Genomic DNA, 19,505 nt, shown 5'->3' on the forward strand with positions numbered 1-19,505 from the left:
AATAACATTGCGTATCATTTAACATGTTATTAACATTGGTCAGAGGTCTTACAAGTTAATCAAGGATGATCGCTGATGAACCCAATCAAGCTGTGGCGCGCGCTGTTTCTACCTAAAAGCAATGGCTGGAGTAACAACGAAGTCAGACAAGCCGATATCTTATTACTCTTCACTTTTATCGCATTCTTCGTGGGTGTCTATAGCTTAATCAAGTGGACTAAGCACGAAGAGCAACTTCTGATCGCCACATCTGTATTTCTTATCGTATTCGAACTGATCTCTGCACTGCTACTTCGTGTGACGAGTAAGCCGAGCTTTGCACTTAACTTTGGTTTTGTCGGCATGGCGGTACACGCGTTGAACATCATTTATCAAAGTGGTGGGGTTGTGGCTTCCACTCAAGCTTATTGGGTGCCGTTGTTAGTAGTCGCTTTTTTCTTGTCAGGAACACGAATTGTGGCTTTGGTGTGGAGTGGACTGGTGATTGGCGTTTCATTGGTGATGACGTCTGCTCACCTTAACGGCTTTGAATTTCCGCAGTTAATACTTACTCCGGAAGCGGTGGTGGTAGAAACGTGGTCTGGTGTGATTATGCCGTTGGTGGTGATCTGCATTGCCCAAGCATTTACTGCGAAACAGAAAGAGGTGGCGATCGAAATGGCAGAGGATGCGATTTCAGAAAGCCAACAGATTGCCAATCAAGCGACGCAAAGTGAAGGGCGACTCTCGGTGGTGCTTGATCAAGCTAATTCGAATTCAGAGAGTCTACAAGGTGTTTCGGTTCATTTAGAACAGCAGTCACAAGACTTGCATGCTCAAGTCGAAGTGTTGAATGTCAATTGTGAATCTCAAGCGAGCGCTGCAGAAGAGATGAGCCAACAACTCCATCAAATGACTCAAGGCATCGAAGAATCCAATTCATTTGTAGGTGAACTGAAAGAGCGTAGCGAAGCGGTTGGCACAAAAGCGCAAAAGAGTTCAGAGTCACTAGAAGCCTCAACCAGTGCAATCAGCCAGATCATTCAAAGTAATCAAGAAATCATGAAAGTCGCTGATTTGATCACTTCGGTTGCTGAGCAAACCAACCTGTTAGCACTCAACGCGGCAATCGAAGCTGCGCGTGCAGGTGAAGAGGGACGAGGCTTTGCTGTCGTCGCTGATCAAGTGCGAGAATTATCGGCGAAAAGCAGCCATTCCGCGATAGAGATTCGAACTTTGTTAGACCGCAGTAAAGAAGAAGTTGAACACGGAAGAGCGATCATCGAAACCACGGCGAGCGAGATGAACGGCATCATCTCAGAGGTGCAAACCATATCAACAGATGTTAATCAGCTCACCAATATTATGGCGATGCAGATGAATTCATTGAAAGAGCTCGATCTCGCCAGTTCAGAAGTTGCCCAAAGTGTGGCGGAAACTAAATCGGTGTCAGGCTTAGTCGCTAATTATGGTTCTGAGCTAACAGGTCATGTGACTTCGGTTAAAGAACTGGTCGCGAGCTTGAACAGCGTGGTCTCGCAAGCCAAGCAAGTCTAAATAATTCACTTCAAAAAACACAAAGAACTGGATAAGTATCCAGTTCTTTTATATTCTGTCCTCCAAATTAAATTCCATCAAGAGAGTGAATTGTGATCGGACGTCTCCGCGGTACATTAATAGAAAAACAGCCACCAGAGTTATTGATTGAAGTCAGTGGTGTTGGTTATGAAGTTCAAATGCCAATGAGCTGTTTTTATGAGTTACCAAACGTAGGCGAAGAAGCAATTATCTACACTCATTTTGTGGTACGTGAAGATGCTCAGCTACTTTATGGTTTTAACACGGTTAAAGAGCGTGCCTTGTTCCGTGAAGTGATTAAAGCGAATGGTGTCGGTCCTAAACTTGGTCTTGGGATTCTTTCAGGCATGACCGCTAGCCAATTCGTTCAAAGTGTTGAACGAGAAGATATCTCAACGCTGGTTAAACTGCCGGGTGTTGGTAAGAAAACCGCAGAACGTCTGGTCGTTGAAATGAAAGACCGCCTGAAAGGGTGGGGCGCAGGTGACCTGTTTACACCTGCAACAGATGCAGCGCCAATGGACTCTATGCCAACGGTGCACGACGCGGAAGAAGAAGCGGTAAGTGCACTACTTGCATTAGGCTACAAGCCGACCCAAGCTTCTAAGGTGGTTTCTCAAGTGGCTAAAGATGGCATGACCAGCGAACAGTTGATTCGCGAAGCTCTGAAATCGATGGTTTAATACCCGATATACTTGTTCTACAAAATAGACTCATTCACTTTGCCTTTACACAGAATCAAGAAGCGCAGAGTCAACAAGAGCATAGTTAGGAATAGCAGAATTTATGATTGAAGCCGATCGCCTTATTGCACCGGACAACCCAGTATTCAAAGATGAAGATGTCATTGATCGTGCAATACGCCCTAAAGCACTGGCTGACTATCAAGGTCAGGATCACGTCCGTGGTCAGATGGAAATTTTCATCAAAGCAGCACAAATGCGTAATGAGGCGCTCGATCATCTGTTGATATTTGGTCCTCCAGGCTTGGGCAAAACTACATTGGCAAACATTGTTGCTAATGAAATGGATGTGAACATTCGTACCACTTCAGGACCTGTTCTAGAAAAAGCGGGTGACCTAGCGGCGTTGCTTACCAACCTTGAAGAAAATGATGTTCTATTCATTGATGAGATCCACCGTCTGAGCCCAGTGGTTGAAGAGGTGTTGTACCCGGCAATGGAAGATTACCAATTAGATATCATGATTGGTGAAGGCCCAGCGGCACGTTCTATCAAGATCGACCTTCCTCCTTTCACTTTGATTGGCGCAACCACTCGTGCTGGTTCACTGACATCGCCGTTGCGTGACCGTTTCGGTATTACTCAGCGTCTTGAGTACTATAAAGTTGAAGATTTACAAAACATCGTTCAACGAAGTGCTGATTGTCTTGGTCTTTCTATGGAATCGCAAGGGGCGTTAGAAGTTGCTCGTCGAGCTCGTGGTACGCCACGTATTGCTAACCGTTTGCTGCGCCGTGTTCGTGACTATGCGGAAGTGAAAGGCGATGGACATATTTGCCCAGAGGTTGCTGATAAAGCGCTAAACATGTTGGATGTCGATGCTAAAGGTTTCGACTACATGGATAGGAAGCTTTTGCTTGCGATTATGGAGAAGTTTGGTGGTGGGCCGGTTGGTATAGACAACATGGCTGCGGCGATTGGTGAAGAAAGAGATACCATTGAAGATGTGTTAGAACCTTACTTGATTCAACAAGGTTATCTACAAAGAACGCCAAGAGGTCGAATCGCGACCGACAGAGCGTATTTACACTTCGGCATCGATAAACCATCTAATCGTTAATTTATTCATTTTTAAAGATCCCAGTTGCATAAGCGCTGGGATTTTTTGCTTTCTATTGAATAACAACTCTTTGAGCGAGTCGATAAAAAAGCTGAATAGCTCCCTCAAAAATGAAAACTTTGATTTCACGTTTGAATTGAGTAACAAAAAATGAAATAAGCTGTTATGTTTTTTGTTAATACTTTATGGGTAGTTGTAATTCATATGTTGATGCAGTGCTGAGCTTTTGTCACAGATATCATATGCTGCTATTAATAGAGACATAATTGGTGTGATTTTAATCATAACTGTTCAAAAATAACTCTAATTTGCTTGAATAAAATTGATACAAATCAACGCAAGGTTCTCCTATAAACCTTTTGAAACATACTGATTTTACCAGTAATATTAGCGTCAGCTATATTAGCTCATGCTTAACAATAATCTAACTATAACGGTACGTTTTTACTACAAATTTCAATTTGTAATAACAATCTCACGAATTGTTTTAACACGGATTTTTGCGGTGAATAATCACACAAGTGTCATTCAGCCGACACAAAGGAGTTACCATGATTGATGTTGTTGATCTGTCGCGATTGCAATTTGCATTTACAGCGATGTATCACTTCCTATTTGTTCCACTGACTTTAGGTATGGCATTTCTACTTGCCATTATGGAGTCAGTTTATGTAATGACTGGCAAGCAAATTTACAAGGACATGACTAAGTTCTGGGGTAAATTGTTTGGTATTAACTTTGCTCTTGGTGTAGCGACAGGCTTAACCATGGAGTTCCAGTTCGGTACTAACTGGTCATACTATTCTCACTATGTTGGCGACATCTTTGGTGCTCCGCTGGCTATCGAAGCGCTTGTTGCATTCTTCCTAGAGTCTACTTTTGTTGGTCTTTTCTTCTTCGGTTGGGACAGATTGTCAAAGCGTCAACACTTAGCGGTAACGTGGTTAGTAGCACTTGGTTCTAACTTCTCTGCGCTTTGGATCTTGGTAGCTAACGGCTGGATGCAAAACCCAGTGGGTGCGGAATTTAACTTTGAAACCATGCGTATGGAAATGGTGAGCTTCGCTGAAGTTGTCCTAAACCCAGTAGCGCAGGTTAAATTCGTACACACAGTAGCGTCTGGTTACACAACGGGTGCAATGTTCATCCTTGGTATCAGCTCATACTACATTCTTAAAGGTCGTGACCTTGCCTTTGCTCGTCGCTCTTTTGCGATTGCAGCATCTTTCGGTATGGCGGCAATCTTGTCAGTAATCGTGCTAGGTGATGAATCTGGTTACGAGCTTGGTGAAGTTCAAAAAGTGAAGCTAGCAGCTATTGAAGCTGAATGGCACACTGAAGAAGCACCGGCCGCGTTCACTGTATTTGGTGTTCCAAACCAAGAAACCATGCACACAGACTACGCAATTAAGATCCCTTACGTTATGGGTATTATTGCAACACGTTCTTTTGATACAGAAGTAACAGGACTACGTGACTTGCGCGACGATCACGTTGATCGTATTCGTACCGGTATGTATGCGTATGAGTTGCTTGAAAAGCTACGTGGTGGTGACCGTTCAGAAGAGAACAAAGCGGCATTTGACGAAGTAAAAGGTGACCTAGGTTACGGTCTGCTTCTTAAGCGCTACACAGACGATGTTGTTGATGCAACAGAAGACCAAATCCAAATGGCTGCGGATGATTCTATCCCAACAGTTTGGCCTCTATTCTGGTCGTTCCGTCTGATGGTTGCTTGTGGCTTCATCATGCTGTTTGTATTCGGTGCGGCGTTTGTTCAAACGTGTCGTCAGAAGATCGAACAGAAACCATGGGTACTTAAAGCGGCGCTATTCTCAATCCCACTACCTTGGATTGCGATTGAAGCAGGTTGGTTTGTTGCTGAATTTGGTCGTCAACCATGGGCGGTGGGTGAAATCCTGCCGGTTAACGTTGCTGCATCAGCACTGACTATTGAACAGCTTTGGACTTCTCTATTTGCAATTCTTGCACTGTACACAGTGTTCTTGATTGCTGAAGTTTACCTAATGCTGAAATTCGCACGTAAAGGTCCAAGTAGCTTAAAGACAGGCCGTTACCACTTTGAACAAAACGATAACTCTGTTGAAGACAAAGTTAGCCGTTCAGTCGAAGTATAAGTGAGGGAATATTATGTTTGATTACGAAAGCTTACGACTTATTTGGTGGGTATTGATCGGTGTTCTACTGGTTGGTTTCGCCGTAACTGACGGCTTTGACATGGGTGTTGCTGCTCTTTCACCGGTTATCGGTAAGAGCGACACTGAACGTCGTATTATGCTGAATACTATTGCCCCTCACTGGGATGGCAACCAAGTATGGCTAATTACGGCTGGTGGTGCATTGTTCGCTGCATGGCCATTGGTTTACGCAACGTCGTTTTCTGGTTTCTACTTCGCAATGTACGTGACGCTAGCAGCACTTTGGCTACGTCCACTTGCGCTTGATTACCGCTCAAAGATTGAAGAGCCAAAATGGCGTAAGGCATGGGACTACGCACTTTGCTTTAGTGGCACAGTTCCGCCAATCATCTTCGGTGTAGCATTTGGTAATTTACTACAAGGTGTTCCATTCGAGCTGAACTACCTGATGATGTCTAAGTATCATGGTACGTTCTTCGCTCTGCTAAACCCGTTTGCATTGCTATGTGGCGTGTTGGCTCTGATGTTGTTCGTGATGCAAGGTGCAACATGGCTTCAAATGAAGACAACAGAAGAACTGCACAGCCGCGCACGTAACGTTGCTCAGATCACTGGCCTAATTGCTATTGCTCTGTTCGTTATCGGTGGTTTCTGGGTTCAATCTATCGAAGGCTATGTAATTACAAGCACGATAGACACGTTTGCTGATTCAAACCCACTAAATAAAGAAGTATCACTTCAAGTTGGTGCTTGGATGACAAACTTCGAAATGTATCCAGCAATGTGGGCTGCGCCGATTCTTGGTGTAGTAATGCCACTGCTTGCTGTGATTGCATCTCGCTTTGAGCGTGGTGGTTTCGCATTCTTGTTCTCAAGCCTATCTAACGCTGGTGTTATTCTAACGGCTGGTTTTGCAATGTTCCCATTCGTAATGCCATCAAGCCTGAACCCTAACCATAGTTTGACTATGTGGGATTCAACAGCAAGTGAGCTAACGCTTGGTCTTATGACTGGAGTTGCGGCGGTAATGGTTCCTGTGATTCTTGGCTACACAACGTGGACATACTACAAAATGTTCGGTCGTCTAGATAAGAAACACATCGAAGATAACGACGTTTCAGCTTACTAAGCTAGAAGTTAAATAACTTAGGAGAAATTTTATGTGGTATTTCGCATGGATTTTGGGTGTACTTCTAGCATGTGCATTCGGCATCATCAATGCTCTATGGTTAGAGCATTCAGAAATGATGGATAAAGATAGTGAGTAATCTCGCAGAGCAAATCGCTAAACTGCATCAACCAATGGATAAGACTCTGTTGAGAGCTTTATCTCTAGTATTGGGTTTCATGCATGTAGGTTTAGTGATGTGGGAACCTGAAGCGTATGCGACAAGCATCGGTGGCTTTAACGCGATCATCGGGCCAATGTTCATTTGGGCTGCATGTTCAAGCATGGTTTACGGTATCGGATTTAAGCCGAGAGCTTGGATGTGGCAGGTACTGTTCAGCCCATACGTTTCACTCACAATTTTGCTCTACTTAACGGTGCTGCGCCTTTTATAAAAGGCAAAGGATTTAGGTTCATAACGACGTGAACCTTTATACTTGTTGGGTTTTTAGCCAAAAAGAGGTCATCTTATACAGATGGCCTTTTTTTTCGTCTCTTAAATCAAAAAATTCACAGCGATATACTATTAATGATAAGGAGTTAGGTTATAGTGAGATCTTTATCGTTTTGAATTGTGGTATCAAATTGCAGGGATTATCTAAGCCATTTACGTGGCCAGTGACAGTGTATTGCGAAGACACCGATGCAGGTGGTGTTGTATACCATTCAAACTATCTTAAGTTTTTCGAACGCGCTCGAACTGAGATGTTGCGCTCAATTGGCGTCTCTCAGCAAGTCTTGTTAGAACAAAATATCGGTTTTGTAGTCCGACATATGGACATCGATTTTATTCAAGGTGCGCGCCTTGATGATTCTTTACAAGTCATTACAAATATTTACGAGTTGAAGCGAGCTACCTTGGTCTTCTGTCAAGAGATCGTAAATCCTGATGGCAAAGCATTGTGTAAAGCAATGGTTAAGGTAGCATGTATCGACAATCAAAAAATGAAACCCAAAGCAATGCCAACATTTATTCTCACGGAGCTAACGAATAGTGACTGCTGAAATCTCAATCTTAGGCCTAATTTTAGAAGCTAGCTTACTAGTTAAGATGGTCATGCTAATTCTCATGGGCATGTCTGTTGTTTCTTGGGCGATGATCATCAAACGAAGCAAAGTATTATCTCAAGCTACTAAACAAACTGACGTGTTTGAAGATAAGTTCTGGTCTGGTGTTGATCTCGCTAAATTGTATCAAGAGAGTAATAAGCGCAAAGACGAACTCTCTGGTACTGAAGAGATTTTTTACGCCGGCTTTACAGAGTTTGCTCGCCTTCGAAAATCAAATGCAGCGTCTCCAGACTTCATAATGGAAGGCACTGGTCGTGCAATGCGTGTTGCGGTTGCCCGCGAAGTTGATGAACTGGAAACGAACTTACCTTTTTTGGCGACTGTCGGTTCTATCAGCCCATACATCGGCCTATTTGGTACGGTTTGGGGCATCATGCACTCATTCATCGCATTAGGTGAAGTGAAGCAAGCGACATTAGCAATGGTTGCTCCTGGTATTGCAGAAGCACTGATCGCGACAGCAATGGGTCTATTCGCTGCGATTCCAGCAGTAATGGCGTACAACCGCTTCAGCAGCCGAGTAGGCAAGCTAGAGCACAACTACGCGACTTTCTCTGAAGAGTTTCACAGTATTCTTCACCGTCAAGCGATGGCTGGCAGGGAATAATAGATGGCCGGATACCAACCTAAAAAACGCAAAATGACAGCAGAGATTAACGTTGTACCTTACATCGACGTTATGCTTGTTTTGCTGATCATTTTTATGGTGACTTCGCCATTCGTTACTCAAGGCGTAGATGTTGAATTGCCTAAGGCTTCAACGGCTCAGTCTGCACAAGATCTATTGGGTGACGACAATGCGAGCTTTATTATCGTTGAAGTGAACAAAGACGGTGAGCTTGGTTTGAGTGTGAACAACGAAGAAGTACAGCGTGGTTTATCGATGGACGACATTATCGTCCGAGTGAAAGCTGAGCTGTCTCTTAAGCCAAACTCTCCAGTGGCTGTTGGTGGTGATGCCGCAACGCCTTACGCTGAAGTGGTTTTATTACTTGATGAATTAAGCCGTGCAGGTGTGCCAAAGGTTGGCCTATTAACGGATATAAGGGAATAGCTCCGTAGCATTCATGAAAGCGAATAATAAGAAATCCAATAATTTTAGATCACCGCTTCTTATCTCTCTTGGGCTGCACGTCATCTTATTCGTTGCGCTTATTTGGGGGGCGGATTTCACGATGTCGGAACCAAAGCCTACTGGGCAGATGGTTCAAGCCGTGGTGATTGATCCTCAGTTGGTTCGCCAACAAGCTCAACAGATTCGCCAACAAAGAGAAGCGGCGAGCAAAAAAGAGCAAGAGCGTTTAGATAAACTAAGACGTGAAAGCGAACGACTTGAAAAAAATCGTAAAGCTGAAGAAGAGAACATTCGAAAGCTGAAAGAAAAGCAAGCTAAAGAAGCCAAAGTGGCTCGCGACGCGGAAAAGCGTCGAGTTGAAAATGAAAAGCAACGTAAAGTTGAAGAGGCTCGCTTAAAACAAGAGAAAAAGAAAGCCGCTAAAGCAGAAGCTGATCGTAAGTTGAAAGAAGCCGCGGTTGTGAAAGCAGAGAAAGAACGCAAGGCAAAAGAAGCGGCCATTGCTAAAGCTGAACAAGAACGCGTGGCGAAAGAAAAAGCCGCGAAAGAGGCCGCTGAAAAAGCCCGTAAAGAAAAAGAAGCCGCTGAGCGTGCTGAGAAACAACGTATAGCGAAAGAGAAAGAAGCCGCAGCTGCAGCAGAGAAAGCCCGCAAGGCGAAGGAAGCGGCAGCAAGAGCGGAGAAAGAGCGTAAACAGCAAGAAGCGGCATTGAACGATATTTTTGCTGGGCTTGAAACTGAGGCGACTCAAAACTCTTCAGCAAGACAACGATTTATTAGTGATGAAGTGCAGCGTATTGGTGCTATCTATACCCAACTGATTCAGCAGAACCTCTTGTTAGAAGACAGCTATAGAGGGCGCTCATGTAGAGTGAATCTTAAGCTTATTCCTGCGGGTTCAAGCGCTATTTTGGGTAGTTTGAGTATCTTAGATGGCGACAACCGTTTATGTGCCGCAACGAAGCGTGCCGTAGCACAAGTGCAATCTTACCCATTGCCTAAAGACCCAGACATTGTGAACAAAATTAAAGACATCATTTTAACTGTATCACCAGAGTAAAAGGACGAACTTGTGTTAAAGAAACTATTACTGAGTTTTGTTTTCTTAATAGCTACAAGCAGCCAGTTTGCCCATGCGGCACTGGAGCTGGTTATTACAGACGGTATTAACTCTGCACGACCTATCGCTATTGTTCCTTTCCGTTGGGAAGGCGCAGGACCATTGCCACACGATGTATCAGCAGTGATCGCTTCTGACTTGCAACGCAGTGGTAAATTCAGCCCAGTTGCGACAAGTAAAATGCCTCAAACGCCTTACAGCGAAACAGAGGTGAATTTTGATGCTTGGACTAACCTAGGTGTTGATTCACTGCTAACGGGTAGCATCACTAAAAATGCCGAAGGGCAGTATGTGGTGAACTACCAACTGATCGACATTGTTCGTGGTCAACTGACTAAAGGGCAAAGCCGTGCACTAAGCGATGAAGGCCAATTAGTACTTTCTAAAGATCATGTGCTGTTCAACAAGAAAGCGACAGTGCCTGGTAAACGCTTGAGAGAGTACGCACACCGAATCTCTGATTTAGTGTATGAAGAGCTAACGGGTGAGAAAGGGGCGTTTCTAACGCGTATTTCTTACGTAGTTGTGAACGACAAAGACAAATACCCGTACCAGCTTCGTGTTGCTGACTACGACGGCTTTAACGAGCGTTTGGTGCTTCGTTCTAAGCAACCTCTTATGTCACCAGCATGGTCGCCAGACGGTAAGAAGCTTGCGTATGTGAGTTTCCAAAATGGCCAAGCTGAAATATTCATCATGAATATTTACACGGGTGAGCGCGAGACAGTGACGTCATACCCTCGTCATAATGGTGCACCAAGATTCTCGCCAGATGGTAAAACATTGGCGTTGGTATTGTCGAAAACAGGCAGTCTTCAGGTGTACACACTCGACCTTGCTAGCCGTAAGCTGACTCAAATTACCCGCGGTCGTTCTAACAATACTGAACCATTCTGGCACCCAGATGGCAAGTCTCTAATTTTCACATCTGATCGTGGTGGTAAACCACAGATTTATAATGTAAATTTGTCAAATAATTCGACATCTCGTATTACTTGGCAAGGTAGCCAAAACTTAGGTGGCCAGATCACCCCTGACGGACGATTCCTGATTATGGTTAATCGTAGCAATTCGGGTTTTAACTTGGCTAAACAAGATTTGGAAACCGGTGCGGTTCAGGTGCTAACAAAAACATTGTTAGATGAATCTCCAAGTATTGCACCGAATGGAGGTATGGTTATCTATAGCTCTATTTACAATAAAACAAACGTACTATCGATGGTTTCTATCGACGGTCGTTTTAAGGCTAGATTACCGGCAACGAACGGACGCGTAAGAGCGCCTTCGTGGTCACCGTTTCTCTAGTTGATTTGATACATTCTTTTAGCTATTGATAGTGTTAACTATTGTGGCATTTAACTATCTATAGCACTTAGTCGCTGTAGAAACTAAGTTTGATAACGTAAGGAAAAAAAGATGCAACTTAACAAAGTTCTTAAAGGCTTGATGATTGCACTACCAGTGATGGCAGTAACGGCATGTAGCTCAACTGATGAAGCAACTTCTGCAACATCTGGCACAGAAAGCAACCAAACAACTTCAGGTTCAGAAGGCAACGTAGATACAACTGTTGTAACGCCAATTGACGCTAACGGTCAACTGTCTGAGCAAGAGCTTAAAGAGCAAGCGCTACGCGAAACTCAAACAATCTACTTCGCATTCGATAACTCTACTATCGCTGGCGACTACGAAGAAATGCTTGCAGCTCACGCAGCATACCTAGTTAAGAACGTTGATATGAACGTTACTGTTGAAGGTCATGCTGATGAGCGCGGTACTCCTGAGTACAACATCGCACTTGGTGAGCGTCGTGCACAAGCTGTAGCGAAATACCTACAAGCTCTAGGTGTTCAAGCAGACCAAATCTCTATCGTAAGCTACGGTGAAGAGAAGCCACTTCTTCTAGGTCAATCTGAAGACGTGTACGCTAAAAACCGTCGTGCAGTACTAGTTTACTAATTTCAGTAGGCTATATAATTGAGGAATTGCCTCATGTTCAGTAACACAAAGCGAGTCATTTTGCTTTCGTTACTGGCAAGTGCAGCGAACACGACGTTCGCTGCACCAGCTCCAGTATCCGATCTCAATAGCACCGCAACAAATTCATCATCTTCCTCTCGATCAGCATCTAACGAATCAGATATTGAGCGTTTAGAGCGCTTGCTTCAAAATCGTAATCTCGTTCAGCTTCAAATGCAGCAACAAATCGACGATATGTCACTGGAGATCAGTGAACTTCGTGGTGAGTTGGAGCGAAACAGCTACGATATGAAACAAATGCTCGAGCGCCAACGTGAATTGTTCATTGAACTGGATCGTGTGAGAGGCGAGGTGAAAGCAGCAGGAACAGCAACGGTAGCAGTAGCAGCGAGCGAAGGCTCTAAGGATGCTTCTGGTACGTTCAGTACTGATGTTGATGAGCAAACCGCTTATCAAAATGCTGTAGATATGATTCTAAAGCAACGAGACTACACGGGTGCGATTGCAGCATTCCAAAAGTTTCAAAAAGACTTCCCAGACTCGACCTTCACGCCTAACACCCATTATTGGTTAGGTCAGCTTTATTTCGCTAAAAAGCAAGATAAGGAAGCTGTGAAGAGCTTTGCCGCTGTTGTGTCATACAAAGACTCTAACAAGCGCTCTGATGCTCTGGTTAAGCTTGGTGACATAGCTACGCGTAACAACAACGCGACGCAAGCTAAGAAATATTACCAGCAAGTTGTAACCGAGTACCCAAACAGTGCTTCGGCTAAAGTGGCTAAAACCCACTTATAAACAAAATAGGGGTGCTCAGGTACCTCTTTTTTATATCTGATCACTTTCGGTTTGTGCCTACTTTTCTTTTTTTGATGCCAACGCATCGCTTTGTTTATGCGTTTTAAGCATCAGTTAATCATCGCTTGAAACCAATCCTTTTTGATCCCAATCGCTGTCCTGTGTAGAATACTCTAATTCTCGGAAGAAGTTGCGTAGAGCAAGAGCAATGAGTCATATACTAGATAAAATCGATACAGTTTACCCGTTTCCGCCTAAGCCAGTTCCACTGAGCGACGCTCAGAAGCAGGCCCACATCGCAAACATCAAAACACTACTTCAAGAAAAAGATGCAGTTCTAATTGCACACTACTACACAGATCCTGAAATTCAGGCCCTGGCTGAAGCAACTGGTGGTTTTGTTGGCGATTCATTAGAAATGGCTAAGTTTGGTAACCGCCATTCTGCAAGCACTTTGATCATCGCTGGCGTTCGTTTTATGGGGGAGTCAGCAAAGATTCTTACACCTGAAAAACGCATTCTAATGCCAACACTAGAAGCTGAATGTTCTCTTGATCTTGGCTGTCCTGCAGACAAATTTACAGAATTTTGTGATGCTCACCCTGACCATACAGTGGTTGTATACGCGAATACCTCTGCGGCTGTTAAGGCTCGTGCAGACTGGGTAGTTACGTCGAGCATCGCTTTAGAAATCGTTGAAAGCCTAGACGCTGAAGGCAAACCCATTATTTGGGGCCCAGATCGTCACCTAGGTTCTTACATCGCAAATCAAACTGGCGCTGACATGTTGCTTTGGCAAGGTGAGTGTATTGTTCATGACGAGTTCTCAGCTGATGCTTTGAAGAAAATGAAATCAGTATACCCAGAAGCGGCTATTTTGGTTCACCCAGAATCACCAGCAAGCGTGGTTGAACTGGCTGACGCTGTTGGTTCAACAAGTCAACTGATCAAGAAAGCAAAAGAGCTGCCTCATCCACAGATGATTGTCGCGACAGACAAAGGTATCTTCTTCAAAATGCAGCATCTGGTTCCTGAAAAAGAGCTGATTGAAGCGCCGACAGCAGGTGCCGGTGCAACTTGTCGAAGCTGCGCGCATTGTCCTTGGATGGCAATGAACGGCCTTGAAGCGATTGAAAATGCGCTTGAGAATGGTGGCGAGCAACACGAGATCTTCGTTTCTGACGAACTGCGTGTTAAGTCTCTTATCCCATTGAACCGCATGCTAGATTTCGCTGAACAGCTTAATGTGCAGGTAAAAGGTAACGCGTAAGCCGTTCTTTTATCTAACCAACAAAAAACCAGCCGATAGTGCTGGTTTTTTTGTATCTGAAGATAGGTCTACAATATCAATTTTGTGGTCATGTATCTTTTTCTGATGATACATCTTGTTGATATCGCGTATTTTTTCTAGCATGTAACTAAGAGATTAAGATTTGAGGCTCGAATGATAATCTGGTTACAACTCAAACGCTGGATCAAAGCAAACATCTTTGTTTTGAATGGCAAAAACTTACTGTTCACTTTTCTTGGCTACATAGTTCTATCGTGGTCGATGCTGTATTTGGCGGGTGAAACAGATTTAACCAGTTCGGTTACCGTATTTGCTTACTACTTGGTGGTGACGGCTTCTACAGTTGGTTATGGTGATTTGTCACCGACCACGGCTGCGGGGCAGTGGATAGTCATTCTATTTGTGATTCCGGGTGGACTCAGCCTTTTTGCCGCATTACTCGGTAAAGTGGCAACAGAAGGTGTTGAATATTGGCGAGCGGGCTTGCTAGGGAAAAGGAGAGTTAGAGTGGACAACCACATTTTGATGTTGGGGTGGAATGAACAAAGAACTATTCACCTCATCCGCATGCTGCAACACGAAGAAACGGGTAAGCGACCAATCGTATTATGTACTCGTTCAGATATCGAAAACCCGTTACCCGGTGAAATCAATTTCGTGAAAGTAAACAGCTACACAGATGGCAAAGAGATGGAGAAAACGGGTATTGAGTCTGCGAGTTGCATCCTGATTGATAACCCAGAAGACGACATTACCCTGTCTGCAGCACTTTACTGTGCTAACCGAAATCCGAAAGCTCACTTACTGGTTTATTTTAAAGATGAAGCGCTGAGCGACCTGCTACATAAACATTGCCCAAACTCTGAATGTATTCCGGCTGTGGGTGCAGAGATGCTAGCAAAGGCTGCAGTAGACCCAGGTTCAAGTGCGCTTCATCAAGAGCTATTGAGCTCAACAAGAGGTATGACACAATATTCAACGTATTTCCCTGAAGACGCTGAGCCTGTCACCGTCGCGCCTATTTTCTCTGTGTTTAAAGAGAAGTACAAAGCAACGCTGATCGCGATTGATACGGGGAGTGGTATAGAACTTAACCCAGAACTAGACCAAGTTGTCAGCAGCGGTACTAAACTATTTTATATCGCCGACGAGCGAATTGATGACTTCGATTGGAAAGGCTTCTAGATCTACTATTTTAATCTCGTCCAAAAACGAAAAAAGGCCTCATTGTGAGGCCTTTGGGTATGTATACAGCTAACTTTATTGAGCTTCAGCCAGGGCAATACCACGCTGCGTTAATCCGCAAAGCATTACAGGAACAGCGTTAAAGATCTCTTCGAATTGCTCTAGGCCTTCGATGCCTTGCTCTGCAAGTGTCGCAATTGACGTTTCTGGGTCGTAAAGCATGCTCAGTGAAAGCAACACACCGCCCACGAGTGCGTTGTCTTCGCTTTCTTCAGGCATCAATGTTTCCCAGTCATCACGGGCGATCTGCCAGCCTTGAAGTAAGCCTTCACAGAAATCGCGAGCAGCGGTATTCACCACTTCTGCATCATCCAATTGGCAAGCTTCAGGCCAAACCCACGTTCCTTCAATTAGCTCAGGACGTGTTTTATTCCAAAGCGTGATGATAACTTCAATGTAGCTCTCTAGCTGCTCACCATCCCTAAAAGGCGCGACTTCTTCGCCACCCCATAAGAACGGTAGCCACTCATGAGGGGTTAACACATTAGGTGCCGCAGCCATTGCAGTGACAAATCCCATTGTTTTGTGTTCTGTGATTAGCTTTCCTTCCAACTCTGGAAGCGCAAGAATATCTTGTAAAGTCAAAGTGAGGTACCGTAAAAGGGAACATATTTGCGCTTATAGTACCAATGAACTTGTGCCAATCAAGCTTCAATCTAAAAAGGCTTGATGTCATGGATGATAAACACTAGGTTTAACAGAAAAGAAAACAATAAAAGAATTATGCAGATACGGTCGTCTTTAAAGAAAAAAAGTATGGTAGCGCTTGGGTTATACCTTGCGATGTTTATTGCCATTGTCGGTAGTGTGACGTATTACGTCGTAGAATCCCCTGTGCGCGCCAAATTACAACAAAACCTCGACTTGCGTACGCAACTTTTATCCGCATTGATTACAGAGCCGCTCAGCAGCTCTCAAGGCTTTGTTGATAGTCTAGTTGGCTTTGCTCAAGCGCATCGTAACGGTGATGATGTTATTCCGCTCTTTAAATTCATGTTGGCGGCGAGCGACGATACGATCGTCAGTGCTGGAATTTGGCCTGAACCTTATGCGCTTGACCCTAAAAAACTTCTTAACAGCAACTTTTTCAATAAAGCCGACGATGGAAAAATTGATCAGCTGTTTTCTTATAACAATCCTAAAAACACTCCTTATCAAGAAGAGTATTGGTACACCTCTGTAGTCAACAAAAAACAAGGAACGATCTCTTGGAGCGATGTGTATATCGACCCCTACACACACGTTCGGATGATTACTGCTTCATCGCCTTATTATTACGACGGCATTTTTGCTGGCGTTGCGACGGTGGATCTCTCACTTGAAGAGTTGCTAGGCTTTATCAAGAACCACGCCGAAGAATACAATCTTGGCATTATGCTCAGAGATAAGCTCAATCAAGTGTTGGTTTCGCATAACTTCAATCTTGTTGAAGGGATCTACATCAGTAGTAACCAATTTGGTGATTTCGGTTGGCAAGTGGATGTGGTTAATTCTAAGTCACGTGTAGCAGACGAAGTATTTCGTCAGGTGATGAGTATTGAGGGCGGTATTGTTCCGCTATTGCTACTTTGTGTGATGGCGGGCTATTACTTATTGAACCGTTATTTGATTAGTCCAATTACAACGATTGCCGCACAGCTAGATAGCTCGAAAGCCGGCGAAATCATAGATGTTGACTACTCAAGTGAAGACGAAATTGGTCACTTGATTAAAACGTTCAACGAAAAGACCATTTATCTTGAAGCGGAAAAGGTTAAAGCTCAGGCATCCACCAATGCAAAAACCGCTTTCCTTGCGACCCTGTCACATGAAATTCGTACCCCTATGAATGGGGTATTGGGTACTGCTCAGATCCTATTAAAAACGCCTCTAAATTCTGAACAAGAGAAGCATCTTAAGAGTTTGTATGAGTCAGGTGATCACATGATGACCTTACTTAACGAGATCTTAGACTTTTCGAAGATCGAGCAGGGGAGGTTGGATCTTGATGAGACTCGCTTCCCACTCGATTCGATCATCGGCAGTATCAACAGTGTCTACTACACACTCTCTTCAGAGAAAGGGCTGCAATTCAAAGTGTATTCTGAGGTGCCTTCTGGTCGTTGGTACTTCTCAGATAAAGCACGTCTACGACAAATCTTGTTTAATCTTTTGAACAACGCGGTGAAGTTTACTTCCAGAGGCTTTGTCGAGGTGTACTTGAAAGAAGTCATAGAGGGGAGTGACACCTATCTTAGTATTCGAGTTCGCGACACCGGAATTGGTATTTCTAAGGAAGCTCAAAAGCGTATTTTCAAACCTTTCGAACAAGCGGAGTCTTCCACAACAAGGCGTTTTGGCGGCACAGGCCTTGGCTTAGCGATAGTGAAGAAAATTGCCCAACTCATGGATGGCAGTATTACCGTCACCAGTGAAGAAGGGATAGGCACGAGCTTTGATGTTCGCTTGAAGATTCAGCCATGCCAGCCTGGTGAGATAGAGAGCTTGCCACATAAGAAGTTGGACTACTCAGGCTTAAAAGTATTGATTGTCGAGGATAACCGAACGAATACGGTGATCATTGAAACCTTCATGAGCAGCAAAGGTTTCACTTGTAAGAGCGTCGAAAATGGTGAACTTGCAATACAAGCCGTGGTTGCCGAGCGCTTTGATTTGGTACTCATGGATAACCATATGCCTGTGATGGATGGCGTTGAATCAACCACTGCGATTCGTGCTTTGATAGGTGATGTGTCATCGGTACTGGTATTTGGTTGTACGGCTGATGTCTTTAAAGAGACTCGCGAACGTATGCTGGGGGCGGGTGTGGACTACATTATCGCTAAGCCGATTGATGAGCGTGAACTGGATGACGCGTTGTTCCGCTATTCAAATAAGCTTTACCAATACCATGAAGTAAAAGCGGATGCTCTCGAAAGCCAAGATGTAAAAAAACACGACTCGAAAAGTAAAAGCGAGTCACTGCCTAAACCTGATCTGCGAAATAAAGATAACACCGAAGAGCTATTGGTGACTTTGTATGTGGCGCTAGAAGACAACAACCTAGAACTGATTCAATTTGCACTAGAGAGTCTACATGCCCACGTTGAACCTATGAACAACGCTGAACTTACTGAACAAGTCGATAAAGCGCTAGAGCAGGTTTCTTTAGGATCACCACCTACACAAGATGTCATTAATATCATTACCGTAAATCTACCGATGGCTTAAATGTTGTTTAATTACGGTAAGTAAATGACGAATTGTCCAATATTTGACCTTGGTTTGATTTTTCGGTGGAAGCTACTGCTTTTTAAGAGGTTTTTGGTTGTTAATTTACAACTTGATTTTCAATTTGGAATGTATGACTGCTAATCTTATGATTTAATAGCGACATTATCTGGTAGGGTGTAAATACACCTTGTTTATATGTTACTAATTCACTCAATAGGCAGTGATATATTTTAGGTTTGGCGTCGATGAAGTCTCGTGGTCCATTTTGTATTCGAAACGCAGCTGCGGATACATTTGCTATGGTCGTTTTCTGTTTTATTTCAGGCATGATCGTAGAAGTGTTTATTTCTGGTATGACATTTGAGCAGTCTCTCGCTTCTCGAACGTTATCTATCCCAGTGAACATTGCTATTGCTTGGCCTTATGGTCTTTTTCGTGATTGGTTTTTACGTAATGGTGCAAAGCTTTCACAAAGTTCGTTGATGAAGAATATTTCTGACCTTTTAGCTTACGTGTTGTTCCAGTCGCCTGTGTATGCCGGTATTTTATTGGCGGTGGGTGCTTCAAGCGACCAGATCGTTACGGCTGTAACCAGTAATGCGGTTATCTCGTGTGGTATGGGCGTACTTTATGGCTACTTCCTAGATATGTGCCGTAAATGGTTTCGAGTTCCGGGCTACTACCAACAAGCTTAAGAAAAGCAACAAGCGTAAGTGCAGCGAAAGAATGAAATTTGGTTTGTTTTTGATCTAATGAGTTAATTTGTAATCGAACAAACTGAAAAAGACACTTTTTTTGACAAAGCCCCTTGACCAAAGCAAGCAGAATCAATAAAGTAGCGCCTCGTTGAGTGACAAGCTCAACACACAATCTGTGGAAGGATGGCTGAGTGGCTTAAGGCGCTCGCCTGGAAAGCGAGTATACGTTTATAGCGTATCTGGGGTTCAAATCCCCATCCTTCCACCACTATTCAAAACCCTAGCAGAAATGCTGGGGTTTTCTCGTTTTAGAGCCCCTATATTTCACGT

General features: G+C 43.9%; 19 protein-coding genes and 1 tRNA gene. 19 read left to right on the forward strand and 1 reads right to left on the reverse strand.

The genetic code is table 11. The features are described from left to right. Window positions 1–75 precede the first annotated feature (75 nt). The 16 genes from AB4589_RS07960 (at window position 76) to AB4589_RS08035 (ending at window position 15,204) form a co-directional block, all read left to right on the forward strand. The gene (locus tag AB4589_RS07960) at window positions 76–1,536 is read left to right on the forward strand and encodes a methyl-accepting chemotaxis protein (protein ID WP_372100046.1); all 1,461 of its coding nucleotides are present in this window, start codon (window positions 76–78) and stop codon (window positions 1,534–1,536) included. Between the two features lie 92 nt (window positions 1,537–1,628). Then, window positions 1,629–2,240, forward strand: a complete 612-nt coding sequence (gene ruvA, locus AB4589_RS07965) for a Holliday junction branch migration protein RuvA (RefSeq protein ID WP_009846371.1) — start codon at window positions 1,629–1,631, stop codon at window positions 2,238–2,240. Window positions 2,241–2,343: 103 nt separating this feature from the next. Beyond that, complete coding sequence (gene ruvB / locus AB4589_RS07970) at window positions 2,344–3,360, forward strand: Holliday junction branch migration DNA helicase RuvB (RefSeq protein WP_009846372.1); 1,017 nt, start codon at window positions 2,344–2,346, stop codon at window positions 3,358–3,360. A 551-nt stretch (window positions 3,361–3,911) separates the two neighbouring features. Further along, window positions 3,912–5,498, forward strand: coding sequence for a cytochrome ubiquinol oxidase subunit I (cydA, locus tag AB4589_RS07975; RefSeq protein ID WP_009846373.1), 1,587 nt, complete (start codon window positions 3,912–3,914; stop codon window positions 5,496–5,498). 13 nt (window positions 5,499–5,511) lie between these two features. Continuing rightward, the gene (gene cydB / locus AB4589_RS07980; RefSeq protein WP_372100048.1) at window positions 5,512–6,648 is read left to right on the forward strand and encodes a cytochrome d ubiquinol oxidase subunit II; all 1,137 of its coding nucleotides are present in this window, start codon (window positions 5,512–5,514) and stop codon (window positions 6,646–6,648) included. 31 nt (window positions 6,649–6,679) lie between these two features. After that, window positions 6,680–6,787, forward strand: coding sequence for a cytochrome bd-I oxidase subunit CydX (cydX, locus tag AB4589_RS07985; RefSeq protein ID WP_000270284.1), 108 nt, complete (start codon window positions 6,680–6,682; stop codon window positions 6,785–6,787). Continuing rightward, a complete protein-coding gene (gene ybgE / locus AB4589_RS07990; RefSeq protein ID WP_102250075.1) occupies window positions 6,780–7,082 on the forward strand; it encodes a cyd operon protein YbgE in 303 nt (100 codons plus the stop codon). The genes cydX and ybgE overlap by 8 nt, the downstream gene beginning before the upstream one ends. Window positions 7,083–7,254: 172 nt before the next feature. After that, the gene (gene ybgC / locus AB4589_RS07995; protein ID WP_372100050.1) at window positions 7,255–7,692 is read left to right on the forward strand and encodes a tol-pal system-associated acyl-CoA thioesterase; all 438 of its coding nucleotides are present in this window, start codon (window positions 7,255–7,257) and stop codon (window positions 7,690–7,692) included. Next, window positions 7,682–8,365 (forward strand): protein TolQ, encoded by a 684-nt coding sequence (gene tolQ, locus AB4589_RS08000; RefSeq protein WP_009846377.1) that lies wholly within the window; start codon window positions 7,682–7,684, stop codon window positions 8,363–8,365. Before ybgC ends, tolQ begins: the two co-directional genes overlap by 11 nt. Window positions 8,366–8,368: 3 nt before the next feature. Next, window positions 8,369–8,812 (forward strand): protein TolR, encoded by a 444-nt coding sequence (gene tolR, locus AB4589_RS08005; RefSeq protein ID WP_372100052.1) that lies wholly within the window; start codon window positions 8,369–8,371, stop codon window positions 8,810–8,812. A gap of 13 nt (window positions 8,813–8,825) precedes the next feature. After that, window positions 8,826–9,893 (forward strand): cell envelope integrity protein TolA, encoded by a 1,068-nt coding sequence (gene tolA / locus AB4589_RS08010; RefSeq protein WP_372100053.1) that lies wholly within the window; start codon window positions 8,826–8,828, stop codon window positions 9,891–9,893. Window positions 9,894–9,905: 12 nt separating this feature from the next. Further along, a complete protein-coding gene (gene tolB, locus AB4589_RS08015) occupies window positions 9,906–11,258 on the forward strand; it encodes a Tol-Pal system beta propeller repeat protein TolB (protein ID WP_372100055.1) in 1,353 nt (450 codons plus the stop codon). 111 nt (window positions 11,259–11,369) lie between these two features. Continuing rightward, the gene (gene pal / locus AB4589_RS08020; protein WP_009846381.1) at window positions 11,370–11,912 is read left to right on the forward strand and encodes a peptidoglycan-associated lipoprotein Pal; all 543 of its coding nucleotides are present in this window, start codon (window positions 11,370–11,372) and stop codon (window positions 11,910–11,912) included. A 33-nt stretch (window positions 11,913–11,945) separates the two neighbouring features. After that, window positions 11,946–12,728, forward strand: coding sequence for a tol-pal system protein YbgF (gene ybgF, locus AB4589_RS08025; protein WP_009846383.1), 783 nt, complete (start codon window positions 11,946–11,948; stop codon window positions 12,726–12,728). Between the two features lie 208 nt (window positions 12,729–12,936). Next, entirely contained in the window at window positions 12,937–13,998 is a 1,062-nt protein-coding gene (gene nadA / locus AB4589_RS08030; protein WP_372100057.1) for a quinolinate synthase NadA, read from the forward strand. Between the two features lie 174 nt (window positions 13,999–14,172). Then, the gene (locus AB4589_RS08035; protein ID WP_004736489.1) at window positions 14,173–15,204 is read left to right on the forward strand and encodes a potassium channel family protein; all 1,032 of its coding nucleotides are present in this window, start codon (window positions 14,173–14,175) and stop codon (window positions 15,202–15,204) included. 75 nt (window positions 15,205–15,279) lie between these two features. Here the strand turns inward: AB4589_RS08035 and AB4589_RS08040 are convergent, their stop codons facing one another. Next, on the reverse strand, window positions 15,280–15,849 hold the full coding sequence (locus AB4589_RS08040) for a UPF0149 family protein (protein WP_372100059.1): 570 nt from the start codon (window positions 15,847–15,849) through the stop codon (window positions 15,280–15,282). 171 nt (window positions 15,850–16,020) lie between these two features. Between AB4589_RS08040 and AB4589_RS08045 the strand changes: the two genes are divergently transcribed. The 3 genes from AB4589_RS08045 to AB4589_RS08055 all read left to right on the forward strand — a co-directional run bounded on the left by AB4589_RS08045 (window position 16,021) and on the right by AB4589_RS08055 (window position 19,443). Continuing rightward, window positions 16,021–18,474 carry an ATP-binding protein gene (locus AB4589_RS08045; RefSeq protein ID WP_372100061.1) on the forward strand — a complete coding sequence of 818 codons (2,454 nt, stop codon included), beginning with the start codon at window positions 16,021–16,023 and terminating at the stop codon, window positions 18,472–18,474. A 248-nt stretch (window positions 18,475–18,722) separates the two neighbouring features. Further along, window positions 18,723–19,172: an L-alanine exporter AlaE gene (locus AB4589_RS08050; RefSeq protein WP_004736492.1), complete on the forward strand. Its 450-nt coding sequence runs from the start codon at window positions 18,723–18,725 to the stop codon at window positions 19,170–19,172. Between the two features lie 180 nt (window positions 19,173–19,352). Further along, window positions 19,353–19,443 (forward strand) — tRNA-Ser (locus tag AB4589_RS08055). Window positions 19,444–19,505 lie beyond the last annotated feature (62 nt).

This window comes from Vibrio sp. 10N.222.49.A3 (genome assembly GCF_041475145.1).
Classification (GTDB): Bacteria; Pseudomonadota; Gammaproteobacteria; order Enterobacterales; family Vibrionaceae; genus Vibrio; species Vibrio tasmaniensis_A.